At 46.9% G+C, this 24,479-nt stretch carries 15 protein-coding genes and 2 pseudogenes; 5 read left to right on the top strand and 12 right to left on the bottom strand.

The genetic code is table 11. The annotated features are described in order from the left end of the window. Nucleotides 1-81: 81 nt before the first annotated feature. The 8 genes and pseudogenes from KUA49_RS02465 to KUA49_RS02435 all read right to left on the bottom strand — a co-directional run bounded on the left by KUA49_RS02465 (nt 82) and on the right by KUA49_RS02435 (nt 11,752). Nucleotides 82-1,965, bottom strand: coding sequence for a heparinase II/III family protein (locus KUA49_RS02465; protein ID WP_218412009.1), 1,884 nt, complete (start codon nt 1,963-1,965; stop codon nt 82-84). 143 nt (nt 1,966-2,108) lie between these two features. After that, a complete protein-coding gene (locus tag KUA49_RS02460) occupies nt 2,109-3,056 on the bottom strand; it encodes a hypothetical protein (protein ID WP_218412008.1) in 948 nt (315 codons plus the stop codon). A gap of 27 nt (nt 3,057-3,083) precedes the next feature. After that, nucleotides 3,084-3,845, bottom strand: a complete 762-nt coding sequence (locus tag KUA49_RS02455; RefSeq protein WP_218412007.1) for a hypothetical protein — start codon at nt 3,843-3,845, stop codon at nt 3,084-3,086. A 47-nt stretch (nt 3,846-3,892) separates the two neighbouring features. Beyond that, entirely contained in the window at nt 3,893-4,393 is a 501-nt protein-coding gene (locus tag KUA49_RS02450; RefSeq protein WP_218412006.1) for an RNA polymerase sigma factor, read from the bottom strand. 138 nt (nt 4,394-4,531) lie between these two features. Next, nucleotides 4,532-6,610 (bottom strand): glycoside hydrolase family 127 protein, encoded by a 2,079-nt coding sequence (locus tag KUA49_RS02445; RefSeq protein WP_218412005.1) that lies wholly within the window; start codon nt 6,608-6,610, stop codon nt 4,532-4,534. A gap of 138 nt (nt 6,611-6,748) precedes the next feature. Then, a pseudogene (locus KUA49_RS17610) lies at nt 6,749-7,711 on the bottom strand (family 43 glycosylhydrolase); the annotation flags it as partial. Nucleotides 7,712-7,735: 24 nt separating this feature from the next. Next, nucleotides 7,736-9,538 (bottom strand): annotated as a pseudogene (locus KUA49_RS17605) (family 43 glycosylhydrolase); the annotation flags it as partial. Between the two features lie 252 nt (nt 9,539-9,790). Beyond that, nucleotides 9,791-11,752 carry a glycoside hydrolase family 97 protein gene (locus KUA49_RS02435; RefSeq protein ID WP_218412004.1) on the bottom strand — a complete coding sequence of 654 codons (1,962 nt, stop codon included), beginning with the start codon at nt 11,750-11,752 and terminating at the stop codon, nt 9,791-9,793. Nucleotides 11,753-12,028: 276 nt separating this feature from the next. Between KUA49_RS02435 and KUA49_RS02430 the strand changes: the two genes are divergently transcribed. Further along, nucleotides 12,029-12,835 (top strand): Cof-type HAD-IIB family hydrolase, encoded by an 807-nt coding sequence (locus KUA49_RS02430; RefSeq protein ID WP_218412015.1) that lies wholly within the window; start codon nt 12,029-12,031, stop codon nt 12,833-12,835. Between the two features lie 557 nt (nt 12,836-13,392). Here the strand turns inward: KUA49_RS02430 and KUA49_RS02425 are convergent. Further along, nucleotides 13,393-17,142: a response regulator gene (locus KUA49_RS02425; protein ID WP_218412003.1), complete on the bottom strand. Its 3,750-nt coding sequence runs from the start codon at nt 17,140-17,142 to the stop codon at nt 13,393-13,395. Between the two features lie 128 nt (nt 17,143-17,270). Here KUA49_RS02425 and ilvA point away from each other — a divergent pair, with 128 nt between their 5' ends. From ilvA to KUA49_RS02410, 3 genes are all read left to right on the top strand, one after another. Next, on the top strand, nt 17,271-18,470 hold the full coding sequence (gene ilvA, locus KUA49_RS02420; RefSeq protein WP_218412002.1) for a threonine ammonia-lyase: 1,200 nt from the start codon (nt 17,271-17,273) through the stop codon (nt 18,468-18,470). A 67-nt stretch (nt 18,471-18,537) separates the two neighbouring features. Continuing rightward, nucleotides 18,538-18,912 (top strand): RidA family protein, encoded by a 375-nt coding sequence (locus KUA49_RS02415; RefSeq protein ID WP_006848032.1) that lies wholly within the window; start codon nt 18,538-18,540, stop codon nt 18,910-18,912. A gap of 51 nt (nt 18,913-18,963) precedes the next feature. Further along, the gene (locus tag KUA49_RS02410; RefSeq protein ID WP_218412001.1) at nt 18,964-19,782 is read left to right on the top strand and encodes an ABC transporter ATP-binding protein; all 819 of its coding nucleotides are present in this window, start codon (nt 18,964-18,966) and stop codon (nt 19,780-19,782) included. On the opposite strand, the gene KUA49_RS02405 is transcribed toward KUA49_RS02410, so the two are convergent. Both KUA49_RS02405 and KUA49_RS02400 read right to left on the bottom strand, forming a co-directional pair. Further along, on the bottom strand, nt 19,706-20,410 hold the full coding sequence (locus KUA49_RS02405; RefSeq protein ID WP_218412000.1) for a hypothetical protein: 705 nt from the start codon (nt 20,408-20,410) through the stop codon (nt 19,706-19,708). The two genes, KUA49_RS02410 and KUA49_RS02405, sit on opposite strands and share 77 nt — an antisense overlap. A 41-nt stretch (nt 20,411-20,451) precedes the next feature. Then, nucleotides 20,452-21,144 (bottom strand): hypothetical protein, encoded by a 693-nt coding sequence (locus KUA49_RS02400; RefSeq protein WP_203041585.1) that lies wholly within the window; start codon nt 21,142-21,144, stop codon nt 20,452-20,454. A gap of 213 nt (nt 21,145-21,357) precedes the next feature. Here KUA49_RS02400 and KUA49_RS02395 point away from each other — a divergent pair, with 213 nt between their 5' ends. Beyond that, nucleotides 21,358-23,127 carry an ATP-binding protein gene (locus KUA49_RS02395; RefSeq protein WP_218411999.1) on the top strand — a complete coding sequence of 590 codons (1,770 nt, stop codon included), beginning with the start codon at nt 21,358-21,360 and terminating at the stop codon, nt 23,125-23,127. A 3-nt stretch (nt 23,128-23,130) separates the two neighbouring features. On the opposite strand, the gene KUA49_RS02390 is transcribed toward KUA49_RS02395, so the two are convergent. Continuing rightward, a complete protein-coding gene (locus KUA49_RS02390) occupies nt 23,131-24,327 on the bottom strand; it encodes an ATP-binding protein (RefSeq protein ID WP_218411998.1) in 1,197 nt (398 codons plus the stop codon). Between the last annotated feature and the right edge of the window lie 152 nt (nt 24,328-24,479).

Raw genomic sequence — 24,479 nt, 5'->3', positions numbered from 1 at the left:
CTTCGTTTTATCGAGTACAACTAATTCAATTGCAAAGATAGTGGAAATAATCGGGAATAGCAAGGCTTTTCTCAAAAAAAATCATTTCACAAAGCGATATTTTACCTTCGCCATCGGATAATTATCGTTCAATCGCAAGATGATGCGATAAACGTTATCCTTCCACTGGGTCTTCATGATGCCATCCGTCATCTGCACCTTTTCTACCGATGCCGAGAGATACTGTGCATCATACTCCAACCGCACATTGCCACCCTGAAGCAGGATTCTTCCTGTCTTCTGCACCACAGGCTTGCCGAAAGCCATCAGGATAATCTGATTATCAAATACCTGACCGTTCAGTCGATCCTTCTCTATCTGCAGGGAATCGAGCTTATACTGTTCGGTTACTTCCACCCAGTTGTATTCCCTATCCAGGACGATGGTACGCAGCCATTTATCCACATGCGCCGCCTCAGTATATGCCTTTTCGAGATTCAGGGTAAGAGAAGAGATGCCCTCGCTGAATACATGGCTCACCTTGTCGGCACGATACTTCCTGCCATCCTTCTGCTCCAATCCGTTGATGATGGGAACATTGTGATATGCCGAACGGCAGTTCATCAGTTCAAAACGCTGATTGCTGAATGATTTCGAGGTATAGGTATCACGCCCCAGGTCTATGACCACCGGCTGATTGTTGTGATAGACAATAAAGTTACCGATGTCGTTGTGATTATGGCTTTCGGCATTGTTACCACCTTTTGCAGCCACAAACCAGTTTTTGTTGCTCGCCACCATAATCTGGGAGTTTTCCAGATAGGCATCTTCCGTCTTTGGCTCCACAGCAGCTGTAGCCTGATACTTCGGCAACATGGAGAGGAGCATCAGTTCCCTACCCAGTTTAGGATAATTGCCCGATTTCTGGAAGAGCGTAGTAGGCTTGAGGGTATATTGATATTTATTACCCACGTATGCCGCCAGCTGCATCATCTGTTCATTCTGGAGATAGGCTCCATAAGGAAAGAGGATGTTAATGTTCGGAATATTCTTTGCCTGGGCATCCGAGAAATTCACGAAGGTAAGGTCGTTGATATACATCGTAGTGATGAATCTGCCCATGTTCTCCACCTTCTTCTTCTGAGCATCAGTCAAAGTAAGGACGGCTTGCTTCGGCGCAAACTGCATGAAGAAAAGCGACTCGAAGAACGAGGCTCCGGCACAATCCCAATAGCTTACGCCTTCCTCGCAACCGCCATCATCGGGATAACCCTTCAGGAAGGTTCGCAGACACTGCTGCACTCCCTTGAAGGCAGCATCTCGCTGCTTGGCATCTGATTCGCAAATCAATACCGTTTCCAACCAGTTGCTCGTAATCCAGGTATTCCAGTTGTTGGCATTGCTCTTCCAGCCCTGCGGCTGGTTCAACACCGGTTGCAGGAATCGGCGATTTATCTCACTTCTCACCTGATCACAGAGTCCCTTTTCCTTCCTGTTGATTTCATCTTCCAGCATATAAAGGGTCCAGGCAAGCATGCCTGCCGTCTCTGCATTGAAGAGATCTACAGGCTGGATATCCTTTTCAGGATGGTCTTTCGGATAATGTGCCGGGATTCCCCACCATGGTTCCTTCTCTATAAAATAATGTAAGCCCTTGCGGATGGAAGGCAGAAACCGTCCCCTGCCCTGCATGATTTCTGCCATCACCAGACAGACAAACTGTTTTCTGATACCAAAGCTAGCCTCCTCGTATCGGGTACGGTTACCATTGGTTCGAAACTCGGCAAAAGTTTCAGCAGGGATGGCATTCCAAGGCTTCTTCTGATAGAGATTGCCCAACCGGATATAGTCGTTGCGCATCGCCACCGGCACCTGCTTCTGCCAGTATTTATCACCCGCCTTCGGGAAAGGCATAAAAAAAGCCTGGGCTTTCATCAACATGGATGAAAGCACCAAGCCTATTATCATTATCAATTTCTTAGTCATATCGTTTACTTTTTGCGTACAAAGTTACGAAATTATAACAAGACCGAAGTCTAGAAAAAGATAATTTTAGATGAAATATCGTTTAAAAGCGATATTTTGAGAGAGAATTCCACATTTTCCAAAGCTTATGCATCAAGAACTTACTACTTTCTCAAAGAATTGGCAGTCAGTTCCAGAAGACTCTGCAGATATTCATCGTCTGTATCCTTCTTCATCTTATTCAGCGAAGTGGCACAGAATTTCTTCTCGTCAGCATTCAGCAACTTGCCGTATCCCTTACAAAGCTTGACTATTTTGTTGGCAATACCCGTCTGGAGGGTACGCCGAGTCACCTGATTTCCGAGATAAGGGTATAAATCCTTGGCATTCTTAAAGGCTGCACGGAGCGTATTGAGTTGCATCATAAACTCTGCCGCATCCTTTGGAGGAGTCTCATCGAAATAATAACTGCCAGCCAAACTCTTGTCAAACTTGAAGTTCTTGACCCGCGAGAAAAGAGAATCCAGACTTTGAACAGACGGTTTCGTATAAGAGAATGGCTGCGTATAAGAGAATGACTTCGTATTGGCGGATGGCTTCTTATAGGTTTGCGGATCCTTGGAGTAGAACTTATACACACTGCCCTTTACCGAACGATCCATTCCCTGATACCATACCAAGGCATAAACATATCGCATGGTAGAATCCTTACTGTCGCGGAAATACTGCAAGTTATAGTTGCGGTCCTTGTGAGCACCAAATTCGTAAGTCATGGAATTATCCTTGCCATACCCCACCCGATTCGTTTCAAGACTGAGAGAACCCGCTTTCTTGGTAAAACTAATATAAGCGAGGCGACTATTGCTCAATAAAGCCTTTTGAAAGGTATCCACCATTTTCTGCTTTCTCTCAGGAATAGCGAACTCAAATCCCTTCATCATACCAATATTATAGGTATTCATCGAGGAAGAAGTAACGAGGTCGTCTTGCAACAAATCCTGTACGAATTTATCAAAAGCCTGGTCGATAGCCGGTATAGGCTTCTGGGCATGGCAAGCCGAAGAGAGCACCATCAGGCAAGCCACAAATGCTAATTTAAAAGTTGTTTTCATATTCTTCTTCTTTTTAATTGTTTCTTGTTAATAAACCTCCTGGTCATCACTCACATGGTCCTCATCATGCACATTCTCCTCGCTTTCGAACGAGGCACTGGCTACTTCGGCATTGAGCGCCTGGGTCTGAAGAGCATTGATGAGATAGAGTTTGAAGAACATTTCATTCTGCTGTGCCTCCATCTCACAGAGATGCTCATCGGCAAGCTTTTCCGGCTCTGCCAACAAAGAATCGGTAGCAATATTCTGAGCTATCCAAAGCTTTGGAGGAGCAGGAGCAAATAGATGCTGACGATATTTCCTCTGCTTGTGCTTCCTTGTTTGGGGAGATACGAAATCACCCGACTTTTTTACCTTTTCAGGCATGGAGAGATCGGCATTTGTCGATTTCTCCTTGTGGACAACAGCAGAATCTGTATCCTCCGGAGTCGTTCTGCCATCGAGTTGAGCCATCTTAGAATCATCCTGACGCCCTGTCTGTCGCCCTACCCAAGGAATAGCAAACCCTATCAGCAGGGCGATGGATGCAACCAAACTAAGCGGCAACCATAGGCGGCGCATTCGTGCCTTAGCCTTTGGATGAGCATTTTCTACACGCTCCTCCGCCTCATGGTCAAGAGGCATACCCTCGTCGAAATATCTAAACATCATCTGGTATTCCTTCAGGTCATCGCTCACATCGGGATGCTGGCGAAACCACTCCCCTAGCAGAGCCTCCTCTTCAAGAGTAGTCTCACCAGCCATAAACCAATTGAGCAACAAACGTATATCTTTTTCTTTTTCGTTCATATCATTTTTTCCTCCTTTATTGATTATACCTATTTTATATATAAGGGCTATCGACATCTTTTTCTGATTTCCTGCAACATCTGCTTTCTTGCCCTCGATAGCAACACGGATACAGATTCTGTGGTGATGCCCACGATTTGCGCTATTTCCTCAGAGCTCTTCTTCTCTACTTGCCGCAGATAAAGCACCTGATATTGGTTGGAGGGCAGCGCCTTGAGGCGTTTTTGGAGCCACTGTTCGTTCTCCGAGTTTTCCACTTCCACATCGGGCGGCGCATAGTGGCTAGGCGACTTATCAAAAGGCTGGGCATCTATCGAAATCATCTTCCGCTTGCGAAAGAAGTCGATGCAAAGATGCTTGGCTATGCAGCCCATCGAACCTTTGGCATGAGCAGCAGACTGAATGTCTTCCTTGATAGCCCAGAGCTTGAGCATCGCATCCTGTGCGATGTCCTCAGCCTCTTCGCTGCCAACGCCATAACCCTGACTGATTTGCAAGGCTATCTGCCGCAACTGCGGAACGATATGGATGAATTCATTCTCTGTCATTTGCTCTCTATTGTTTTATTTGTTCAAAACTACAACATAAACGGAAAAGAAGTGTATTTCTTAATGGGATTAACCTATATTAACAAGAAAGCCTGGCAAACGACGTTTGCCAAGCTTTCTTGATAAAAAAACTATTTATTACTTATCCATAAACGACAAGCCCTGATAGAACCAGACATTCATCTGGTTGGCACCACGATGATTCCAAGCATAGTAAGGAATCAAGGTGAGAGGTGTGCAATCAACAGCGACCACTCCCTCCTTCTTCTGGTAGATAATATGGGCAGGAGAGGTAACGATAGCCTTTACGGTGAAGGCTGGGGCTCCCTTGGTCTCCGTGTTCTGGATGCTGTAGTTGTCAACGAGAGTGAAGCTTGGCTTCTCTGGCATAACGGCATGGAGCACAGGTTCATTGCTATTATCCACAGCCTCAGCGCAATATACCAATGGACCGCGCTCTACAGCTATCTTGTCGTTGTCATCAGCAACCTTAGCATTTGCCACTACGGTGCGAACAGGCATATCGAAGTGGATACGAATCACATCACCCTTCTTGATATTCTTGACAGGCAGATAACCCTTGTTGGCATTGAGGTCAGCCTCTACAGCCTTGCCGTTTACGGTTACGCTATAAGCTGGCTTCTCAGCATCGCTATACTTGTAAAGATCGCTAGGCACCACCTGGTTGCGAACCCATCCAGGAATACGGACCAGGAGGTTGGCTTTCTTTACGCCACTCTTCTTCACAGCAATCTTGATATCGCCGTTCCAAGGATACTCGGTAGTCTCCTCCAGAACCACATCCTTGCCATTCACCTTGATGGTAGATGTATTGCCGGCAAAGAGATTCACATAGATATTGTTATCCTTCACGCCATAGAGATAACCCGGAACAGAAGGGATGAAGCGGCACAAGTTACTCGGGCAGCAGGCACATCCGAACCAAGGCTGGCGGGTGGTGTTGCCATCGGCATTAAACTTATACTTGCCATCGCTAGACAATGGGTTTGGATAGAAGAATCTACCTCCGTCCATGCTCATACCTGATATTACACCATTATATAAGGTACGCTCCATGCAGTCGATATACTTGCTCTCGCCGTGAAGCAGGAACATGCGCTCAAAGAGATAAACCATAGAAATGGCTGCACAGGTCTCGTTATAGGCAGTCATGTTTGGCAACTCATAGTTATCACCGAATGCCTCACCGGCATGGCGGGCACCTACACCACCTGTAAGATAGTATTTCTTGCCAACGATGTTTTCAAAAATGCGGTCAATCACCTTCATATAGGCAGAATCCTTGGTCAAGGCAGCCACATCGGCAATACCGGCATACATATAGCCGGCACGAACAGCATGACCTACCGCCTCTTTCTGCTCCAGGATAGGAGCCTGACTCTGAGAATATGGGTTGCGGATATGAGTCTTGCCACGATAATCGAGCAGATACTTAGCCTCATCCAGATATTTCTTCTCACCGGTCAAGGTATAGAGACGAGCCAAAGCCATCTCTGCAATCTGATGTCCTGGCACCACGGTAGCCTGACCAGCATTAGGTCCCACCTCCTTTACCACGCAATCGGCATAGCGCTTGGCGATGTTCAGGAACTTGGTGCTACCCGTAGCCTGATAGTGAGCACAGGCTGCATCTACCATGTGACCGAGGTTGTAAAGCTCGTGGCTCAAATCCTCGTCCTTGACCCAACGTTTATTTCCCGACCATCCGTGTGGATGCTTTGGGTTGATGGTACGGGCGGTATAGAGATAGCCATCTGGCTCCTGTGCCGCACCTACCACATCGAGCACGCTGTCGATATAAGCCTTCAACTTCTTGTCCGGATAAGTCTGGAGGATGTAGCTGGCACCTTCGATGGTCTTATAAACATCGGTATCATCGAAAGAGAAGCCCATGAACTTGCTCACGTCCCACTCCTTAGTGTTCAAGCCCGGATGGTTAGGATGCTGCAGGGTATAGGCAGCCATCTCAAAGTTCTTGTAGCGGTGCTCGCTCTCGCACTTGCTGAAAGCCAATGGCACGGTTACCTCTCGGGCAGCCTTCAGGCGGGCACCCCAGAAGGTGTTCTGTGAAATTTTCACACTGGTAAAAGGAACCTGAGTAAATGGATAGCCATTGCTCAGTGTCTTCTGCTTCTGCGCCATCGTAGGCATTGCCACAGCTGCAGAAAGCAATACTGCTGAAATTAATCTCTTCATTATAAATAGGTTTAATTATTTGTTGTTTATTTATGGGTGCAAAGATACAAAAAGTTTTCGATTATAGTGTAAGTTAAACAACAAAAGATAGGTACTTATCGTTAAAATGTAACGAAAGCACCTATCTTTTACCTTATTTTATATACCCTTGTGGGTAGGAACTACTCGCTTGATGGTTCCATCGGCATTGAATTCCAACTTGTCGATGCAAACCTCACGGTGAACACCTGGCTGGAAATGGATGTAATCCTTGTTGATGCGATGATATACGATGTACCACTCATCTGTGCCAGGCTTCTGGATGACGGAGTTATGGGCTGTGCCATAAATCTCGTGCTGAGGGTCCTGAATCAGAACGATAGGATCCTTGGCTACCTCGATAGGACCGAGCGGAGACTTGGATGTTCCATAAGCCACATGATAGTTGGCTGCACCCGTATCGTCCACCGACCACATGAAGTAGTAGAGTCCGTTGCGATAGAACACGTATGGAGCCTCGCGATAAGCATAGTCTCGCAGGCTTCCACCCTTTGGAGTCATCACGGTTACGGTTTCGTCCTTAATTTGAGTCATGCTTGGCTCCAACTCGGCACCAGCCATAAAGCCGTTGCCCCAATAGAGGTAAGGCTTTTTGGAAACCGGGTCGATGAAAACATCCACATCGATGAGCTGACCGTTGCAACCTGGATGATTCTTCGCCAGAAGAGGGTGCCCCAAATCAACGAATGGACCTGTAGGAGAATCAGAAACCGCTACACCCATCTGCTTTCTGCCGTTGTCATTAGGACGGGCACTGAAATAGAGATAGTACTTGTAGCTGCCGTTCTTCTGCTTCACCTCTACGGCTGCCGGAGCCCAGAGATTGCCATTGGCCCAGGAAATCTGGTCGCTCTTGGCATCGAGCGCCACACCTTCGTTCTTCCACTCCTTCAAGTCGGAAGAAGAATATACGTAGTATTTATATCCACCCCATCCCGGTTTTCCATCGGTGGTAGAATAGATGTAGTACTTACCCGTCTTGTTGGAATACAGGATTTCCGGATCGGCATGGAAACCTGGCAGGATAGGGTTGCCCAAGCCACTGGCACCCTTGGTGGTTGGAGCGATAGGACGGATGGTTCCATCGGCATTGTAAGCCATCGGTTCGATGATAACACTGCGCTTGTAGCTTCCGCCATCATGCAAGGCACCATTATGAGAGAAGAAGAGCCACTGGTCGTTATAGTTTACGATGGCTGGATGGGTGGTATTGCTGTTGCCGGCAATCTCACTGATGATGCCCTTGGCTGTCCAAGGACCCATGATGTTGTCCGCCATGGCGTATGCTATCTTCTCTGGCCAGCCCGAAGCATAACTCAGATAGTACTTCTTGCCATATTTGTGAACCCAAGGAGCCTCGGTGAATGGGAACTCGGTTCCTACGTCGATGCGCTTGATTTCGCCATCAATCTCCACCATATTATCCTTCAGCTTGGCGATGTAGCACTGTCCATTACCCCATATAATATAAGGTGTATTGTCATCGTCAATGAAGATGGCAGGGTCGATGCAAGCCCATCTGTGCTTGGAATCGAAGCAATCCTTGTTGGTCAACAATGGCTTGCCCAGTGCATCCTTGTAAGGGCCTGTAATCTTATCGCTCACAGCCACACCGATGCCACACCAGTTGGTAGAAACGTACCAGTAGTACTTGCCGTTTCTTTCCACCACATGTCCGGCGTATGCCTGCTTGCTCTTTGCCCACTTGAAATCAGAAACCATCAGTGGGGTTGGATACTGAGTCCAATGCTTCATATCGGTGGTAGAGAAAATCTTCCAGTCGTGCATTTCGTAGCTAGGATGATTGCCCTTGGCATCATGACCAGCGAAAAGCCACAAGGTGTCCTTATCTACCAAAACGGCAGGGTCGGCAGTATAGATGTGAGAGAAGAGCGGATTGCCTGTTGCCACGAAGTCGTGCTTCAACACATAGCCCCACTTCTGCTGCAATCTCTCCATCTCATCCTTGGTTACAGAGCAAACCGTGCCATGACGAGGGAAGAAATCCTTGCGGAATGATTCTGGCTTGGTAGAGAAAGTGTTCAGATCCTTGGAGGTCTGATACTCATATCTGCCCGAACCGTAGAGGTCGTACATCAATACATACTCATCCTTATCGTTGAGTTTAAATACGCCGGAACCTTCTACACCCGTCTTGCTGTCTGCGTATGCATCAATAAACTTGAAATCTTCCTTCCAAGGTCCCTTCAGGTTCTTGGCAGTAGCCTGCTGAATACCATTCTGTATCTCCTTGCCTTCGGCATTCTTGATGTTTCCCTTGTAGAACATGTGATAAACGCCGTTGCGCTCGATGATGTCGTTATCGATGCAACCATACTTGGCATTGAAGAGCACCTTTGGCTCACTCTCGAAACCCGTAAAGTCCTTGTTGGCATAAGCATAATAGGTAACGAGACTCTTTCTGCCATCACCCGTACGCTGAAGAGTGAAGTAAATCATATACTTCTTTGCCTTCTTGTCGTAGATGGTCTGTGGAGCCCATACCCAGTAGGCATCGCTGAAGTGCTCCTTGTAGTCTTCCTTCAACACGATTTTAGAGTGCGTCCAGTTCACCAGGTCCTTCGATTTCATCAATACGATGCCCGGATTATCCTTCCATCCATTTTTCACGGTGTTCATATCAGTAGCCACGATATAATAGCAGCCATCTTCACCACGAAGGATGTGAGGATCACGGATACCGCCACTGGTACTGATAGAATCGCTGGCGATGACAGGCTGGTTATCGTTGAGCGCATACCAGTTCTTGGCATCCTCGCTGATAGCAAAGCGAAGATGCTCCTGCTTGTTACCACTTCCTTCGAAATAAGCGAAGAGATAGCCTGCAAAATTCTGCTTGGCAGCCTTTTTTGCCGCATGGGCATTCATAGGCATTCCGAGAGCCAATGCTGCCATCAGCATCCCGCCGAATGTTAGTTTTCTGTTCATCATTATCTTGTTATTAATGTTAGTGTTCATAAAATGAATATTAGTCTTCACAATTTGCCTGCAAAGATACATCATTTTATACGAACAAAGGTATGTAAATTCTGATAAAAACAGAGCAATTTCATTCAAATGGCAGTATTTTCGCCCTTAAACCAGTAAATCTTCCTAGTTTCTTTTTACCTTTTTACCCTTTTACCTTTTAACAATCAATCCACCCTTAGGCTGCATCTCCACCTTGAGGTTTCCCTTTTTATCCACCTTCACGGTCTTTACATGAGAGTCTGGCCAGAGAGCCTTCTTGTCCTTGCTTGCCGTCTCATAATAATAGGTAATGGTCTTGCCTGCGAGCATAGGTAACTTCAGGGTGAGCTTCATCAGCTGGTCGGTGCCATTCAAGCCAGCCACATACCATTTGTCGCCATGGCGACGAGCAACAACCGCATATTTTCCAGGATAACCGGCAATGAACTTCGTCTCATCCCATGTAGTAGGAACGCTCTTCAGGAAATCAATCTCGTGCTGAGGAAGCTCAGAGAGATTGTTCGGATAGATGGCGATGCACTGGATGGCCGCCTGGTTCATGATAGCCGAAGCCATCTCGAAAACATCGGTGGTATAACGGCGATGACGACTTTTGTTATCCTTGGAAAGATACTTGTTCATGATGGTACCACCCCAATCCATCGCTCCCACGGCATTGCGGCAGAATGGATGCATGGTCAGCTCGAAACCCTCCTGCTTGGCATGATAATCAGAGAAGAATACATTCTCTGAAGCCAGTACAGCCTCGCTGGATACATAGTTTGGATACATACGCTCCCAACCTCTTGGCAGGGTGCAGCCATGGAAGATAACCTGAATGCCATAATCGTTGGCATCGCTGAGGATATCCTCATACTGCTGCATGGTGTGCTGCTTGTCACCACCGAAGAAATCCACCTTGATACCCTTGATGCCGATGCTCTTCATCCAAGCCATCTCCTTCTTGCGGGCCACGATGTTATCCATGATACCACGAGGTCCCTGAGGTGCATCGTTGGCCACACCATTGGAATTATACCAAAGCATCAGACTTACATTCTTACTCTGCGCATACTTGCTCAATTCGGCAATCTTGTCTCTACCAATCTGAGTATCCCAGAGTGCATCAACCAGCACATATTCATATCCCATAGTAGCAGCCAGGTCGATGAACTGCTTCTGGTCTTTATAGTTGCAGGAACCATCCTGCCAGATGAGCCAGCTCCAGGCATACTTGCCTGTGCCGTATTTCTGAGATGCCTCGAATCTTGGATCCACTACATCGTATGGAATGGTGGTCTCTACCAGAGGCTTCAAATCAGAACCCACGGTGATGGTGCGCCATGGAGTGGAACCCGGAAGAATGAAGGCACCCGATGTAGCCCCGATGCCATCAGCCTCTTTCTCCATTGGGAAGGCTATCTGATAACCCTTGGCTGCATCGTAATCGCTGATGTGACAACCCGGATAGTTGCCGTGAGTACCCGTCTCGCTGACCAATACCCATCCATCGCCGCCTACCTTGAAGAGGCATGGGAAGGTATAGCCATGACCATAACCCGATTTGGCAGACAGAGGCTGATCCACCTTATAATCCTCCTCATAACTTGGTTTGGTACGGGCAAAACCGATGAGCGGATCCGACTGTGGACAAAGGTAAGTGGTGGTTATCTTTGGCAGATTGAAGGCAGTCTTCTCTTCGTTTACGATGAGATGCTGCGCCTTCAGCTGGTCAAAAGTATAACGGAAAGCCACATCGTTGTTGCTCACATTGAAGGTAACGGTCATCGGCTGCTTATTGCCGTTGATGTATGTTACATGGAGCTGATTGGCATGATAATCTACATGCGATACCTTGGCGGTGCGAAGGTCATAACTCTTCTCCACCTTCGCCTCTTTCTTACTCTGAAAGGTCAAGCCTTGGCTGAAATCGCCTACATTGGCAAGGAGGCCGAGCTGCGATTCCTCCATCATTCGCTTGCCAGCATAGTCGATGGAATAATAGAGTTTGCCATCGCGGTCTTCTACCACGACATTCAACTTACCATCAGGAGAAGTGATGGTATTCTTTTCGGCATAGGCACCGATGCTAGCCATCAATGCCAGCGCTACTGCTAAAACGTTTTTCTTCATTTCCGATTGCGTATAGTTTAGTTATGATTATTTTTTTGATTGCAAAGTTACTCAAAAACATCCACAAAGAGGGCAAGAAAACAACAGAAAAATAACACGATTCGTGATTTTGTAACAGCCAACAAACATTTTGCAACAATTTACGCTGCATAAAAAACCAAAAACAGGACAAACTGCCCCATTTTTCAGATAATTATTGTATCTTTGCAGAAAGTTTGCAGTATTTTTAAACGAAAAATAGCATAATCATATAGAACAATGGAAAAAGCAAAACAGATTCCTTATCGTGCCATCGCCCTTGATTTGGATGGCACCTTAACCAACCACGAGAAAGTGGTTACCCCCAAGACCCGCGAAGCCTTGCTCAAGGCTGCAAGCGAGGGAGCCGTAATTATCCTTGCTTCCGGTCGCCCTACCTACGGCATCGAACCGGTGGCAGAATGCCTGGAACTGAATCAGCGAGGAGGTTACATTCTTTCTTATAATGGTGGCAATATCGTGAACGCCCAGACTGGCGAAAAACTCTTCTCGCAGTTTCTGCCGGATGAAGTGATACCGGAATTATATGCCTATGCCAAGGAGAAAGGGCATGCCCTGCTGGGATATGCCGGCAACGAAATCATCACAGAGATGCCAGACGATGAGTATGTGAAAGAGGAGTCGCGCATCAACAAGATGAACATCCGAAAGGTGGACAACCTGTTTGAAGCCCTGGAGCCTCATCCTACCAAGCTCCTCATGACTGGCGACCCTACCCTCATGCTCAAGGCTGAAGAGGATTTAGTAGAAAAGTTGGGAGACAGAATGGATATCTTCCGCTCGGCTCCTTTCTTCCTGGAGTTGGTACCTAAGGGGATAGACAAGGCAAAGTCGCTGACTCGCCTCCTGGCGAAAATCAATCTTACTCCTGCCGACATGATTGCCTTCGGCGATGGTTACAACGACCTGAGCATGCTGAAGCTTGCCGGCATGGGGGTGGCGATGGAGAATGCAGCCCCAGAAGTAAGAGCCGAAGCCGACTATGTTACGCTATCAAACGAAGAGGATGGCGTAGCCGCAGCCCTCGAACATTTCGGAATGTAAAGATTCCAGCACATACGCCAGCACGCCCTGAAAGGGCAGAAGCTCCTAGCCCAGGGCATCGCCCTGGGTATAATAGCAGTCAACAAGGCGCCCTGTAAGGGCAAAAGCTTCGTATATTGCCTGGTACTTGAAAGCTTTTGCCCTTACAGGGCGACAAACTTGCGTCAATGATTACCCAGGGCGATGCCCTGGGCTAGGAGCTTTTGGGCCTTCAGCCCGTACCTGAACCACATGCGAAACTTCTGTTATATTACAAGAACCTTAAATTCCGTCCCTTTTATTTTCTAAATTGTTCATTATTAGACGTTTTTATATTTTTTCGAAAACCAATTATATAAAAACGAAAGCATCCAACGCCAAAAATCACTAACTTTGCGCCCGTAAAAAGAATATAGAATTTCCCAATAAACTTCAACTAAAATACTGTTTTTTTGAATAAGGGTGAGGCGATGAGCCTCATCCCCTATTGGAACAAACCTGATTACAATAGGCAATCCAAAAATAATTGCGAGAACGGGGAACTTGCAGGAAAGAGCAAGCTCCATGAAAAATGGAGCTTACTGGTATTCGCTCGGCGAAACGCCGAACTGCTTCTTAAATGCAACGGAGAAATGGGCCGCAGTACTGAATCCTGTCAACACGGCTATCTCTGAAACATTAAGTTTGCCTTCACGCAACAAAACAGCTGCCCTGTTGAGCTTGTATTTACGGAAGAAGGTGCCAGGAGTCTCACCTGTAAGTTCCTTTACTTTATAATTAAACTTAGCCGGACTAATCAGCATATCCTTACACATGGTAGAAACACTCAAATCCTGTTCTTTAGAATGCTTCTCCATCAACTGATATAATTCATCCATAAACTTCCTGTCCTGCTCAGAGAGAGTATCCGCCACTTTCTCCGACAAGGTCTGAGTTTCCGTACTCTCACCCAAACGCTGACGGAGCGTCTGCATGTTCTGCAACTGCGAAACCACAAGCGCCTTCAGGTAAGCCGGGTCGAAAGGCTTGGTAACGTATGCCACTGCCCCCAACTTCAAGCCCTCTATCTGCTCGCTCATCTTCGACATCGCCGTAATCAATATCACAGGGATATGACTGAACATCAAATCATTCTTCAATACCCTGCAGAATTCATAGCCCGACATCTTGTCCATGATGATATCGCTGAGTATCAAATCTGGCTTCACCTCTTCCAGGTCTGCCAGTGCCTCTTCTGCCGAATAGCGGTTCACCACCTCATAGTCGGCAGCAAAGATATAATGCAGATATTGTGCCACATCCACATCATCATCCACCACCAGAATCTTAGGTCTATTCATCTTCTTGTTTTCTTCAGGTTTTGCTTCCATAGAGCAATCTGCACTCAAAGGAATCTGCATCACCCGCTTCTCCTGTTCCGCAATTTCCACCTTATTATATATAGACCTATCCATCGGCAGGCAGAAACAAAACTCCACACCATTCCTGAGCGAAGCCTCAGCAGAGATCTCGCTCACCGCATGCACATTCTTCACCGTGACAGAACCATGATGAAGCTCCACAAGGCGCTTTACATAATAAAGTCCGATGCCCGTACCCCAACCGTAAAGATTAGAATTCTGCGTATCTGCCAACTGGTAATATCGCTTGAACACATCCTGCAACTTATCCTCCTTTATCGCCTTGCCGCTGTTGAAGACAGATATTTCCAGCATCTTATCCTTCACACCAGCCTGTATTCGGATAACACCTCCAGGTTCAGTATGCTTCAAGGCATTGGTAAAGAGATTGCCCAGAATCTTTTCCAGTTTATCAAAATCCAGCCACATCCGATAGTCGGCACTCTGTTTCACCAGTTCCAGTTTGATGCCCTTGATTCTTGCCGAATCCCCAAAGGCAGTCACCTGCTGGCGCAACGCCTCGATAACATCTACCTCTGCCACCTTCAGGCGCAGCTCATCCGTCTCCAACTGGTTGAAGTCGAGCATCTGGTCGATGAGCCTCAGCATTCTGTTCACACTCATGCATACATGGTTCAGCGTGCGATGCACCGACTGCGGCAAAGCCTTGTCGGCATTCAGCGTCATCAGCGGACCGGCGATGATGGTGATTGGGTTTCTGAACTCGTGGGCAACATTAGCAAAGAATCTCATGTTCATCTCCTTGGCAAGCTTCTCACGTTCACGTTCCTGCTGTTCCTGCAAGAGATGAAGCCGGTTGGTACGTGCCCTGAGATAGAACGTATTGAGGATATGAAGCATCAGGGCGATGATGCCGAAATAGAGCAACCATGCCGCCGACGACTGCCAAGGGGCAGGCTTGATGATGATTTCTATCTTGCGCTCAGACAAGGCAGGCTTATCGGGAGCGGATATCAAACGCAAGCGGAATGTATATTTTCCCGGGGTAAGGTTGGAGTAATGAGCCTCCTTACCATAGGTAGGCATCTGCCAGTCATGGTCATACCCCTCCAGCTTGTACTGGCACATCAGTGCCGAACGGCGACTGAACGAAGGATAATAGAAATTAAACCTCAGGTCGTTCTCGTCATAGGCAAAAGTATAGCTATCCAGATGTGATATCTCGTCGGTAGCGGCAAGCACCTTGCCATCCGTCTTCTTCACCTCCATGCCATAGATATTCAGCAATTCGGCTGCATGAATACCGGCTGGGGTCTGCATGAAATCGGTGTACATCGCCTCTTGCGGCATAAACTTGCAACCCATAGAACTGCCAAACACCACGTCACCGTCAGGCGACAGGCAGATGGAATTATTATAAAACTGCCAGTCGTCACGGTCTTGGCTAGCCGAGAGCAGACCGTTCATCATAAAAACCTTGCTCTTGAAGGTGACAAAGAAGGCATCACGCATAGTGGTTACCCAAAGCTGGCGATTCCTGTCTTCTACCATTCCTTCAATATGAGTATCGTTCAGTACCTTGGCACTGCGCATAGACTTTCTCTTCATATCGATGAGGTAAAGTCCATCACGCTTGGTACCCAGCCACACCATTCCATACGAATCCAGCTTAGCGAAGGCAGGGTCGAAGTTGCCGTACTCAGGCATGCCAGCCACCTTCATCTCCTTTATCTTTCCCGTTTTAGGAGAAAGGATGGCGAGATGCATACCCTGCATAAACAGCAGGATATTTCCATCGGCCAGTTTCTCCATCTTGGTTTCATGGTCATAATAGGCACTTGGGACCGGGATGGTATCAGGCTGCAGGTTATCAAAGCGGAAACGCAGGAGCTTTCCTCCCTCGCTACATACATACAGAGCATCGCCCACCTTCAATCCGTAGCCAAGCAAAGACTTCAACACGGGAGATTTGTGGAGCACATCGGCACATTCATCGCTGATACGGCAACTCGCCACCTGGTGTCCGCTCACCATCCAGGCATGCTCATCATCATATTTCACGATGTTGTTCAGATTGATTTTCTGGGGTGCGGGAACAGAATCGAAGATATTTCGGAATGGTATCTGTCCGATGCGACGGTTTTGCAAATCATAGATAAACACCCGCAGGGCTGTACCAGCCAGCAGATGATTTCCCACCGCAGTCATGCAGAGCATCGCCATTCCCTTGGTAGCCTTTGCCAAAGGATTATCGTTGGCTTTCTTGTAAGCAATACGATTCTGCGAAATAACCTGAAAGCCCGAATTGCGGTAACCCACCCAGAGATTATCACCATGATCCCTGAAGGTAGCACTCACCACCTCTACGGGTTTGCGCAAGATAGAAAGGTCTTCAGGAAGCGGAGTCTGCAAATGATTGGGCTTTATCTGCCTATGGGATGGCGTAATCTTCTCATCCCCACTGATATGAAATGTACGGCTGCCGTCACTCACCAGCACCGCCATCGAATCATCCTTTTCCCTGCTATCCTCTATAGCCACGATGTTATCATGATCATCGGGCAGGGCGATGCGATGGAAGCGGTAAGCTCCCACATATCGGGCAAGTCCGTTCTGCGTTCCCACCCACATTCTGCCGGCTCTGTCGAGATGCAGCACATTGATATAGTCATCGGGCAGGGCTGTGGTATCCTTGATGTCGTGACCGAACTGCACGAAGTTCTTGCCATCATATACATTGACACCAGCCGATGTACCAATCCACATCAACTCTCGCCTATCGCAAGCGATAGACGTAACGCTCTGCGACGAGAGCATATTGTCTTTCGTCGTCTGTTTACCTTTTTCCTGCAGTGCCCTCAGCGTAGTACTTCTGCCCAGGTCAAAATAATAGCTGGCAGCAAGCAGGCAGAACATGACTGCGAATATGATAACTATCGCCTTTTTCATGCCTACAAAATTACACATTATTATCGAATAAACAAAAATTAATTTGAATTATTTTGTGTTTTCTTGAATTTAAAGTATCTTTGCAGGCAAAATCACTCAGGAGAGTATTTCCTGACAGACTACAGAATAAAAGCATATCAACCATTATGTTACAACTTGACAATTTCTACAAGGCTCGCTTCGTGCTGAGCAAGGTGATTAGAAAAACTGAGCTGGTTCACACACCAAGAATCAACCCAGAGAGTGATGTTTATCTGAAACCGGAATGTCTACAGAAGACAGGTTCGTTCAAGATTCGTGGTGCGTATTATAAGATTTCTCAACTTTCTAAAGAGGAGAAAGAAAAGGGAGTGATTGCTTGTTCGGCAGGCAACCATGCACAGGGTGTGGCGCTCGGAGCCACTGCCATGGGGGTAAAGAGCCTCATCTGCTTGCCTGAAGGTGCACCTATCTCGAAGGTAGAAGCTACCAAGCGACTGGGTGCCGAAGTCTGTCTGGTTCCAGGTGTCTACGATGACGCTTACCAGAAAGCTTTGGAGTTGAAGGATGAATTTGGTTATACCTTCGTGCATCCTTTTGATGATGAGAACGTGATTGCCGGTCAGGGAACCATCGGACTGGAGATTCTCGACCAGTTGCCTGATGTAGAAGCGGTCGTTGTACCAGTAGGTGGTGGCGGTTTGATTTCAGGAGTAGCCTTCGCCATCAAGTCATTGAACCCGAACGTAAAGGTTTATGGTGTTCAGGCTGAGGGAGCAGCCAGCATGGTTCAGAGTCTCCACGACCACAAGCAGGAGAAGCTGCCTTCTGTGGCAACCGTTGCCGATGGCATCGCCGTGAAGGAACCTGGAAAACTCACCTTCGAGACCTGCTCCAACTACGTGGATGAAATCGTGACCGTGAGCGAGGACGAGATTTGCGCTGCCATCCTGAAACTTCTTGAAAGCGAGAAGATGGTGGCAGAAGGTGCCGGGGCGGCAAGTGTAGCAGCCGTAATGTACAACAAGGTGCCGGTGAAGGGCAAGAAAACCATCTGCGTGGTTAGTGGCGGTAACATCGATGTTACCATCCTGAACCGTGTCATCAACCGCGGTCTCTCGAAGAGCGGACGCCTCTGCACCATAGAGATGGAGCTTGACGACAAACCGGGCGAGCTGGTAGAGGTAGCCTCCGTCATCGCAAGCCTGGGCGGCAACATCACGGGAGTTCATCACGACCGTTCTGCCAATCGCAACAAGGTGAATGCCTGCGTGCTCCGACTCACGATGGAGACCCGCGACTCAGCCCATGTCAAGGAAATCAAGAGTGGCCTGGAACAGAAAGGTTTCCATCTCTGGATTGTATAATAGTATAATAGCAAAGAGAAATGCTATAAACTATAAATTGTAAATTATAAATTATATATTAAAGATCATGAACGCAATTCACACAGACAATGCGCCTGCAGCTATCGGACCATATAGCCAGGCTATCGAAGTAAACGGTTTCGTATTTGCATCAGGTCAGATTCCTATCGACCCAGCAACAGGTAATTTCGTTGAGGGTGGCATCAAGGAGCAGACTCGCCAGAGCCTCACCAACGCCCAGAACATCCTGAAGGCAGCAGGTACCGACCTTTCTCACGTGGTTAAGACCACAGTTTATCTGAACAGCATGGACGATTTCGCAGCCATGAACGAGGTTTATGCTGAGTTCTTCAGCCAGCCATATCCAGCCCGTTCTGCCGTAGCCGTAGAGAAGTTGCCAAAGGGCGCTCTCGTAGAGGTAGAGGTTTTGGCTGCCAAGTAAATCCCTGTCTTTGCTTCGCAGGTATAAAAAATTTGAAGAAAAAGGATTTTGATGGGAGCTACAATCACATTCAAGAATCTAACGATAGGCTATCGCTCAAAGCACCAGCTCAGAGCGATAGCCTCATCTATCTGTGCCTCACTCCAGGCCGATGAACTCACCTGTCTCATCGGAGCCAACGGAGTGGGTAAATCCACCTTACTCAGAACTTTAGCCGGATTCCAGCCGGCATTGGAAGGCGAAATCCTGCTATCCGGAAAATCTCTCTCGGCTTTTTCTGCCCAGGAACTGGCGAGAATCATCGGAGTGGTTTTAACCTCGAAACCCGATGTAACCCAACTCACAGTAAAAGAAGTAGTTGGCATCGGTCGTTCCCCCTATACCAATTTCTGGGGAACTTTATCATCATCCGACCATCAGATAGTAGATGATGCCATCCGGCAGGTTGGCATCCCCCACCTGGCATCCCGCTATATCCATGAATTAAGCGATGGAGAGCGCCAGAAGGTGATGATAGCCAAAGCCTTGGCTCAGCAAACCAGCATCATCATCCTGGATGAGCCTACCGCCTTCCTCGATTTTCCGAGCAAGGTAGAAACCCTCCAGATGCTCCGCCGCCTGGCACACGAGCAGCACAAGTCCATCCTGTTATCTACCCATGATGTAGAGCTGGCCCTCCAACTGTCCGACCGTCTCTGGCTGATGGAAGAAAACCATCTCTCCATCGGCACCCCAAGAGAGTTGGCTGCCAATGGATCGCTATCGAGATTCATCAATCGGGATGGCATCAGATTTAATGAGCAGAAGATGAGGATAGAGTTTGAAACTTTCCACAACTCTTTCCCAAATCCACCTGCACACCCACATTAAAGCCGAAGAAGCCATTGCTTCCGGAAGAAACCGACATGCCGGTGCCTGCTACACCACCCATAAATTCACTGGTGATAACCTGATACGACATATCAGCATAAACGCTCAGGCGCTTCTTGATCTTATAGGTTCCACCCATACCGACGCCCACTGTAGGGGAAGCAGAATGGATGGCAAAATTACATCCCAAGCCAGCTCTAGGATAGACATAGAAATTCCACTTCTGGTCGGGGTTATAATCCATGAAAATGTTTTTAACGCTGATAGGAACATCCACGCAGAATACGGCATAACCGCCTTCATCCATATTGCTCTGCGGATCCTCAGCCGGCCCTATCCATTCCAGGTGCTTGTTCTTGAAGATAGAGAGTCCGTTCTCCCAATTCACCTTTCCTCGCAAAGCCACATGCGGCGTAAACCATTTTCCCAACGCCACATCCACACCGAAGGTCTTTCCTTTTGGGAACACCTCCGAGAAATCGCATCCATAAGGATTCTGCAAAGACATATCCAAACCAGCCTGTATAAACCAATTATCCCAAAGGGTACCAGTAAGCACCTTCTGGTTTTGCGCATTCACCCCCAGGCTACATGCCAGGGTGCATAATATAATCAAGAAATGTTTCATGATGTTTCACCTTATTATATATTGTTCTTTCAATTACAGGATTATTCTCCCACCTTTTTAAAAGTCTTCGTCTTGGAGATATTGAAAGTAACTCCCAGCGAAATATCAAAGAATCCGTTGCTGTTGGAGCCTGTTCCCGTATCCTTCTCCACGCCAACAAATCCACTTGAAACCATATTGTAAGCCACATCAAAGTAAAGTCCCAGCTGGTCATTCAACTTGAATGTGTTGCCAATACCGACTCCTACAAGAGGGGTACCCTTAGAGACACCGAAATTATATGCACCTCCGGCACGAGGATACACCTGCATATTCCACAGTCGGTCTTCCCTGTATCCCCATATCAGGTTATGCAGGTCAATCTGGATATCCCCCACCACGGTCAGATATCCACCCTTATCCATGTTTTTTCCAGGCTGATCAAAAGGAGCGAGCCAGTTGTCGTGCCCGTTTTTCAGCAATTTGATACCATTCTCCCAGTTTACACGTCCGCGGAGTCCGAGGACAGGAGTAATCCACTTTCCCATGGCCACGTTCAATCCGAACGACTTACCATTAGGAAATACATCCCCCAAGAAGTCATGTCCATAAGGATTCTGGAGCGACATATCGAGTCCTGTCTGCACATACCAGTTGCTCCAAAACGAATTGACATAAAAGACTTCCTGTTTCCCCTGCGCCTTCATTCCAGTGAGGCACAAGCAGAACATCAGCAATAAAGTTAGTCTTCTCATAACAATCAATTATCTTATATGTAATTTTACCGTTCTTAATCCATTCTCTCTTACAACGCCTGCAAAGTTACGCTTTTTATTCCACACGGCAAAATAAAAGAAGAAGTTTTTATGGAGGTTGGGGAGATAAAACTTTTCCTCCCTTTTCCTTGCCAATATCAAAAAAACAATGTATCTTTGCAGCGGAATCAATTAAAATAGGAGGATTAAGCTATGGATATAAAAGAAAGAAGAAAGCGAATCTATCGCAAACGCATACCATACGGCATGCAGAATTTTGAGGAAATGAGAGAAAGGGATTGTTACTACGTTGACAAAACTCCTTTTATTGAAGATATAGAAGGATCAAATATGTACTTCTTCTATATACGCCCTCGCCGTTTCGGCAAGAGCCTTACCCTCTCTATGCTCGAAAATTACTACGACATCAATAAAAAAGATGATTTCGAAACCATCTTCGGAGGTCTCTATATCGGCAAGAATCCTACACCTGAGCACAACACCTATCTCGTCATACACCTCAACTTCGCAGAGGTAGATAGCGGACTTGACGACTACAAGGAAGGCCTCGATACTCATTGCCGACTGGTGTTTGAAGATTTCTGTACCCGATACGCCGCCCTGTTGCCACAAGGCACCAAGGAGGAAATGAAATCAGAGCAAGGAGCCATCGCACAGTTAAGATTCCTGTGCCAGAAGTGTGCCGAGGTGAAGCAAAAGATTTACCTCTTTATTGACGAATACGACAACTTCACCAACATGATTCTTTCCAGCGAGGAACACCTCGAAAGATACAAGGGACAGACTCATGGAGAAGGCTATCTGCGCCGGTTCTTCAATACCATCAAGGGGGCTGCAAATACTTCACTGGGCCGTATCTTCGTTACAGGAGTAAGCCCTGTAACGATGGACGACTTAACCAGTGGCTTTAACATCGGCACGAACTATTCCTTAAAACCCCGTTTTAACGAAATGACAGGATTCACTGAGGAAGAGGTAAGGGATATGTTAAGCTATTACGCTGGCGTATTGCCTTTTAACCATACAGTGGATGAACTTATAGAAATCATGAAGCCTTGGTTTGACAACTATTGCTTCGCTATTAACAGCTACGGCAAGACTACCATGTACAACTCTATCATGGTACTCAATTTCGTAGATAACTACATAGAAAACGACTGCAATATTCCAGACAAAATGGTGGAACCCAACATCCGCATCGACTATAGCAAGATACGTATGCTCATCCGCCACGACAAGGAATTTGCCCATGATGCCAGCATCATCCAAGAGTTAGTAACAAAGGGATATGCTACAGGAAATCTCGTAGAGAATTTCCCTGCCGACCGCATCAATGACCCGGATAACTTCCTGAGTCTGCTCTTCTATTTCGGTCTGGTAACGATAGATGGAGAATACAAGGGTTCTACCAAGTTTATCATCCCTAACGAAGTGGTGCGCGACCAGATATACACTTATCTTCTGGATACTTACAGGGAGAACGATCTTACTTTCGAGCAATACGACAAGAACAAGCTGGAGAGCCGTTTGGCATACGATGGCGATTTCAAACCCTATTTTGACTATATCGCCGACTGCCTGAAACGCTATTCCTCTCAGCGAGACAAGCAGAAGGGAGAAGCTTACGTTCACGGTTTCACCCTGGCGATGACCAGCCAATGCAAGTTCTACCGTCCTATCTCGGAATTAGACAATGATGGCGGCTATGCCGACATCTTCCTCTTACCTCTCTGCGACATCTACAGAAGCATGGAAGATTCTTACATCGTGGAACTGAAATACTGCAAATCGAGCACCACGGACGAACAGGTGAAGCAACTCTTCAAGGAAGCCTCAGCCCAGATTTGCCGATATGCCGACAGCGACATCGTAAGGGAATCTATCAAGACCACCAAGCTGCACAAGCTCGTGGTGATTTATAGAGGAGCCGAAATGGTGGCTTGCGAAGAAGCGGAGGAATAACCCCTACCCCTCCACCAGCCAGTCGAGCACATATATCTGCCTGATACCATCATGCAGCACTTCAGGGTCATTATCCATCGTAAGGAGATATTTAGGATAATGATCCTGAATGGCTTGCAGGGGAGCCAGTTCACGATTCATCGTATTCTCATCCCTCACACTCAACGACACCTGATAATACTCCTTGTACTCACCTTTTATCACTACAAAATCTATTTCGGCATCACCCACTTTACCTACATAGATTTCTCCGCCCCGACGGGCCAACTCCAGATAAACTACATTTTCCAGGATATGTCCCAAATCGCCACCTTTCGTACCATTGATTACGTTGCGCAAACCGATATCAGCCAGATAAAGTTTCTGGCCTGTCTTCAGCAGCTGCTTTCCTTTGGTGTCAAATCGGGAGACGGAATAGAAGATATAGCTATCTATCAATGCAGAAACATAATTCTCTACTGTATGCGAGGTAATCTTGCGCCCCAGGGAAGTCATCGTATCACTGATACGCTTGATAACAGAGATATTGCCGATATTATCCGCCAGGAAACGAACCACACTCTGCAACATCATCACATCCGTAATCTTCCTTCGGCTCACCACATCCTTCAACACAATGGTATTGTATAATCCCAAAAGGTATTCACGCACCATCTCACGGTCGTGGTTAATCTGCAATATATATGGAAAAGATCCGTCCTCAATGTATCGGCGATATGCCCTTTCCAGATTCATATCATCAGACTGCGCCGTCAGATATTCCCTGAAGGAAAACGGGAACAGTTTGATTTCCACATATCTGCCAGTTAACAATGTTGCTATCTCTCCAGAAAGAAGATAGGCATTAGAACCCGTTACGTAGATATCTACATCATCCAGCAAGAACAAACTGTCTATCACTTTCTGGAAATTATCCACCATCTGGATTTCATCAAAGAAAAGATAGTTCATCTTGCCTTTCACGAGATGTTTCTTGAAATAAGCATACAGCACCTTATAATCAAGGTATTGTTCATTATCCAAATCCTCGAAATTGAGCTCCAGCACCTGATTCTCGGACACACCTTCAGCCAGAAGCTTCTCCCGAAACATCCTCAACAAAGAAGATTTGCCACATCGCCTGATGCCAGTAACCACCTTTATCACTTTCTTGTCTCTCCATTTTTCCAGAAGAGCCATATATTCCTTGCGCTCTATCATATTTCCAATCGTATATTAGCCAATAAAAAATGCATTGCGCTGCAAATATACAAAACTTTTCTCAGAAATTTGCAGCGCACTGCAAATTTCTTCCGTTTTTAGGCATTTTTTGCAGTGCGCTGCATTTTTCGCGTTTTTTTACGAAAAATTTC

The sequence above is a fragment of the Segatella copri genome (genome assembly GCF_019249655.2).
In the GTDB taxonomy this organism is placed as follows: Bacteria; Bacteroidota; Bacteroidia; order Bacteroidales; family Bacteroidaceae; genus Prevotella.
The sequence above is the reverse complement of the archived record's forward strand: the minus strand, read 5'-3'. Positions and strand labels throughout refer to the sequence as shown.

What these genes read in the sequence shown, in the direction of transcription:
- KUA49_RS02465 (WP_218412009.1), bottom strand. Translation starts at nt 1,965, where the DNA reads ATGACTAAGAAATTGATAATGATAATAGGCTTGGTGCTTTCATCCATG.
- KUA49_RS02460 (WP_218412008.1), bottom strand. Translation starts at nt 3,056, where the DNA reads ATGAAAACAACTTTTAAATTAGCATTTGTGGCTTGCCTGATGGTGCTC.
- KUA49_RS02455 (WP_218412007.1), bottom strand. Translation starts at nt 3,845, where the DNA reads ATGAACGAAAAAGAAAAAGATATACGTTTGTTGCTCAATTGGTTTATG.
- KUA49_RS02450 (WP_218412006.1), bottom strand. Translation starts at nt 4,393, where the DNA reads ATGACAGAGAATGAATTCATCCATATCGTTCCGCAGTTGCGGCAGATA.
- KUA49_RS02445 (WP_218412005.1), bottom strand. Translation starts at nt 6,610, where the DNA reads ATGAAGAGATTAATTTCAGCAGTATTGCTTTCTGCAGCTGTGGCAATG.
- KUA49_RS02435 (WP_218412004.1), bottom strand. Translation starts at nt 11,752, where the DNA reads ATGAAGAAAAACGTTTTAGCAGTAGCGCTGGCATTGATGGCTAGCATC.
- KUA49_RS02425 (WP_218412003.1), bottom strand. Translation starts at nt 17,142, where the DNA reads ATGTGTAATTTTGTAGGCATGAAAAAGGCGATAGTTATCATATTCGCA.
- ilvA (WP_218412002.1), top strand. Translation starts at nt 17,271, where the DNA reads ATGTTACAACTTGACAATTTCTACAAGGCTCGCTTCGTGCTGAGCAAG.
- KUA49_RS02415 (WP_006848032.1), top strand. Translation starts at nt 18,538, where the DNA reads ATGAACGCAATTCACACAGACAATGCGCCTGCAGCTATCGGACCATAT.
- KUA49_RS02410 (WP_218412001.1), top strand. Translation starts at nt 18,964, where the DNA reads ATGGGAGCTACAATCACATTCAAGAATCTAACGATAGGCTATCGCTCA.
- KUA49_RS02405 (WP_218412000.1), bottom strand. Translation starts at nt 20,410, where the DNA reads ATGAAACATTTCTTGATTATATTATGCACCCTGGCATGTAGCCTGGGG.
- KUA49_RS02400 (WP_203041585.1), bottom strand. Translation starts at nt 21,144, where the DNA reads ATGAGAAGACTAACTTTATTGCTGATGTTCTGCTTGTGCCTCACTGGA.
- KUA49_RS02395 (WP_218411999.1), top strand. Translation starts at nt 21,358, where the DNA reads ATGGATATAAAAGAAAGAAGAAAGCGAATCTATCGCAAACGCATACCA.
- KUA49_RS02390 (WP_218411998.1), bottom strand. Translation starts at nt 24,327, where the DNA reads ATGATAGAGCGCAAGGAATATATGGCTCTTCTGGAAAAATGGAGAGAC.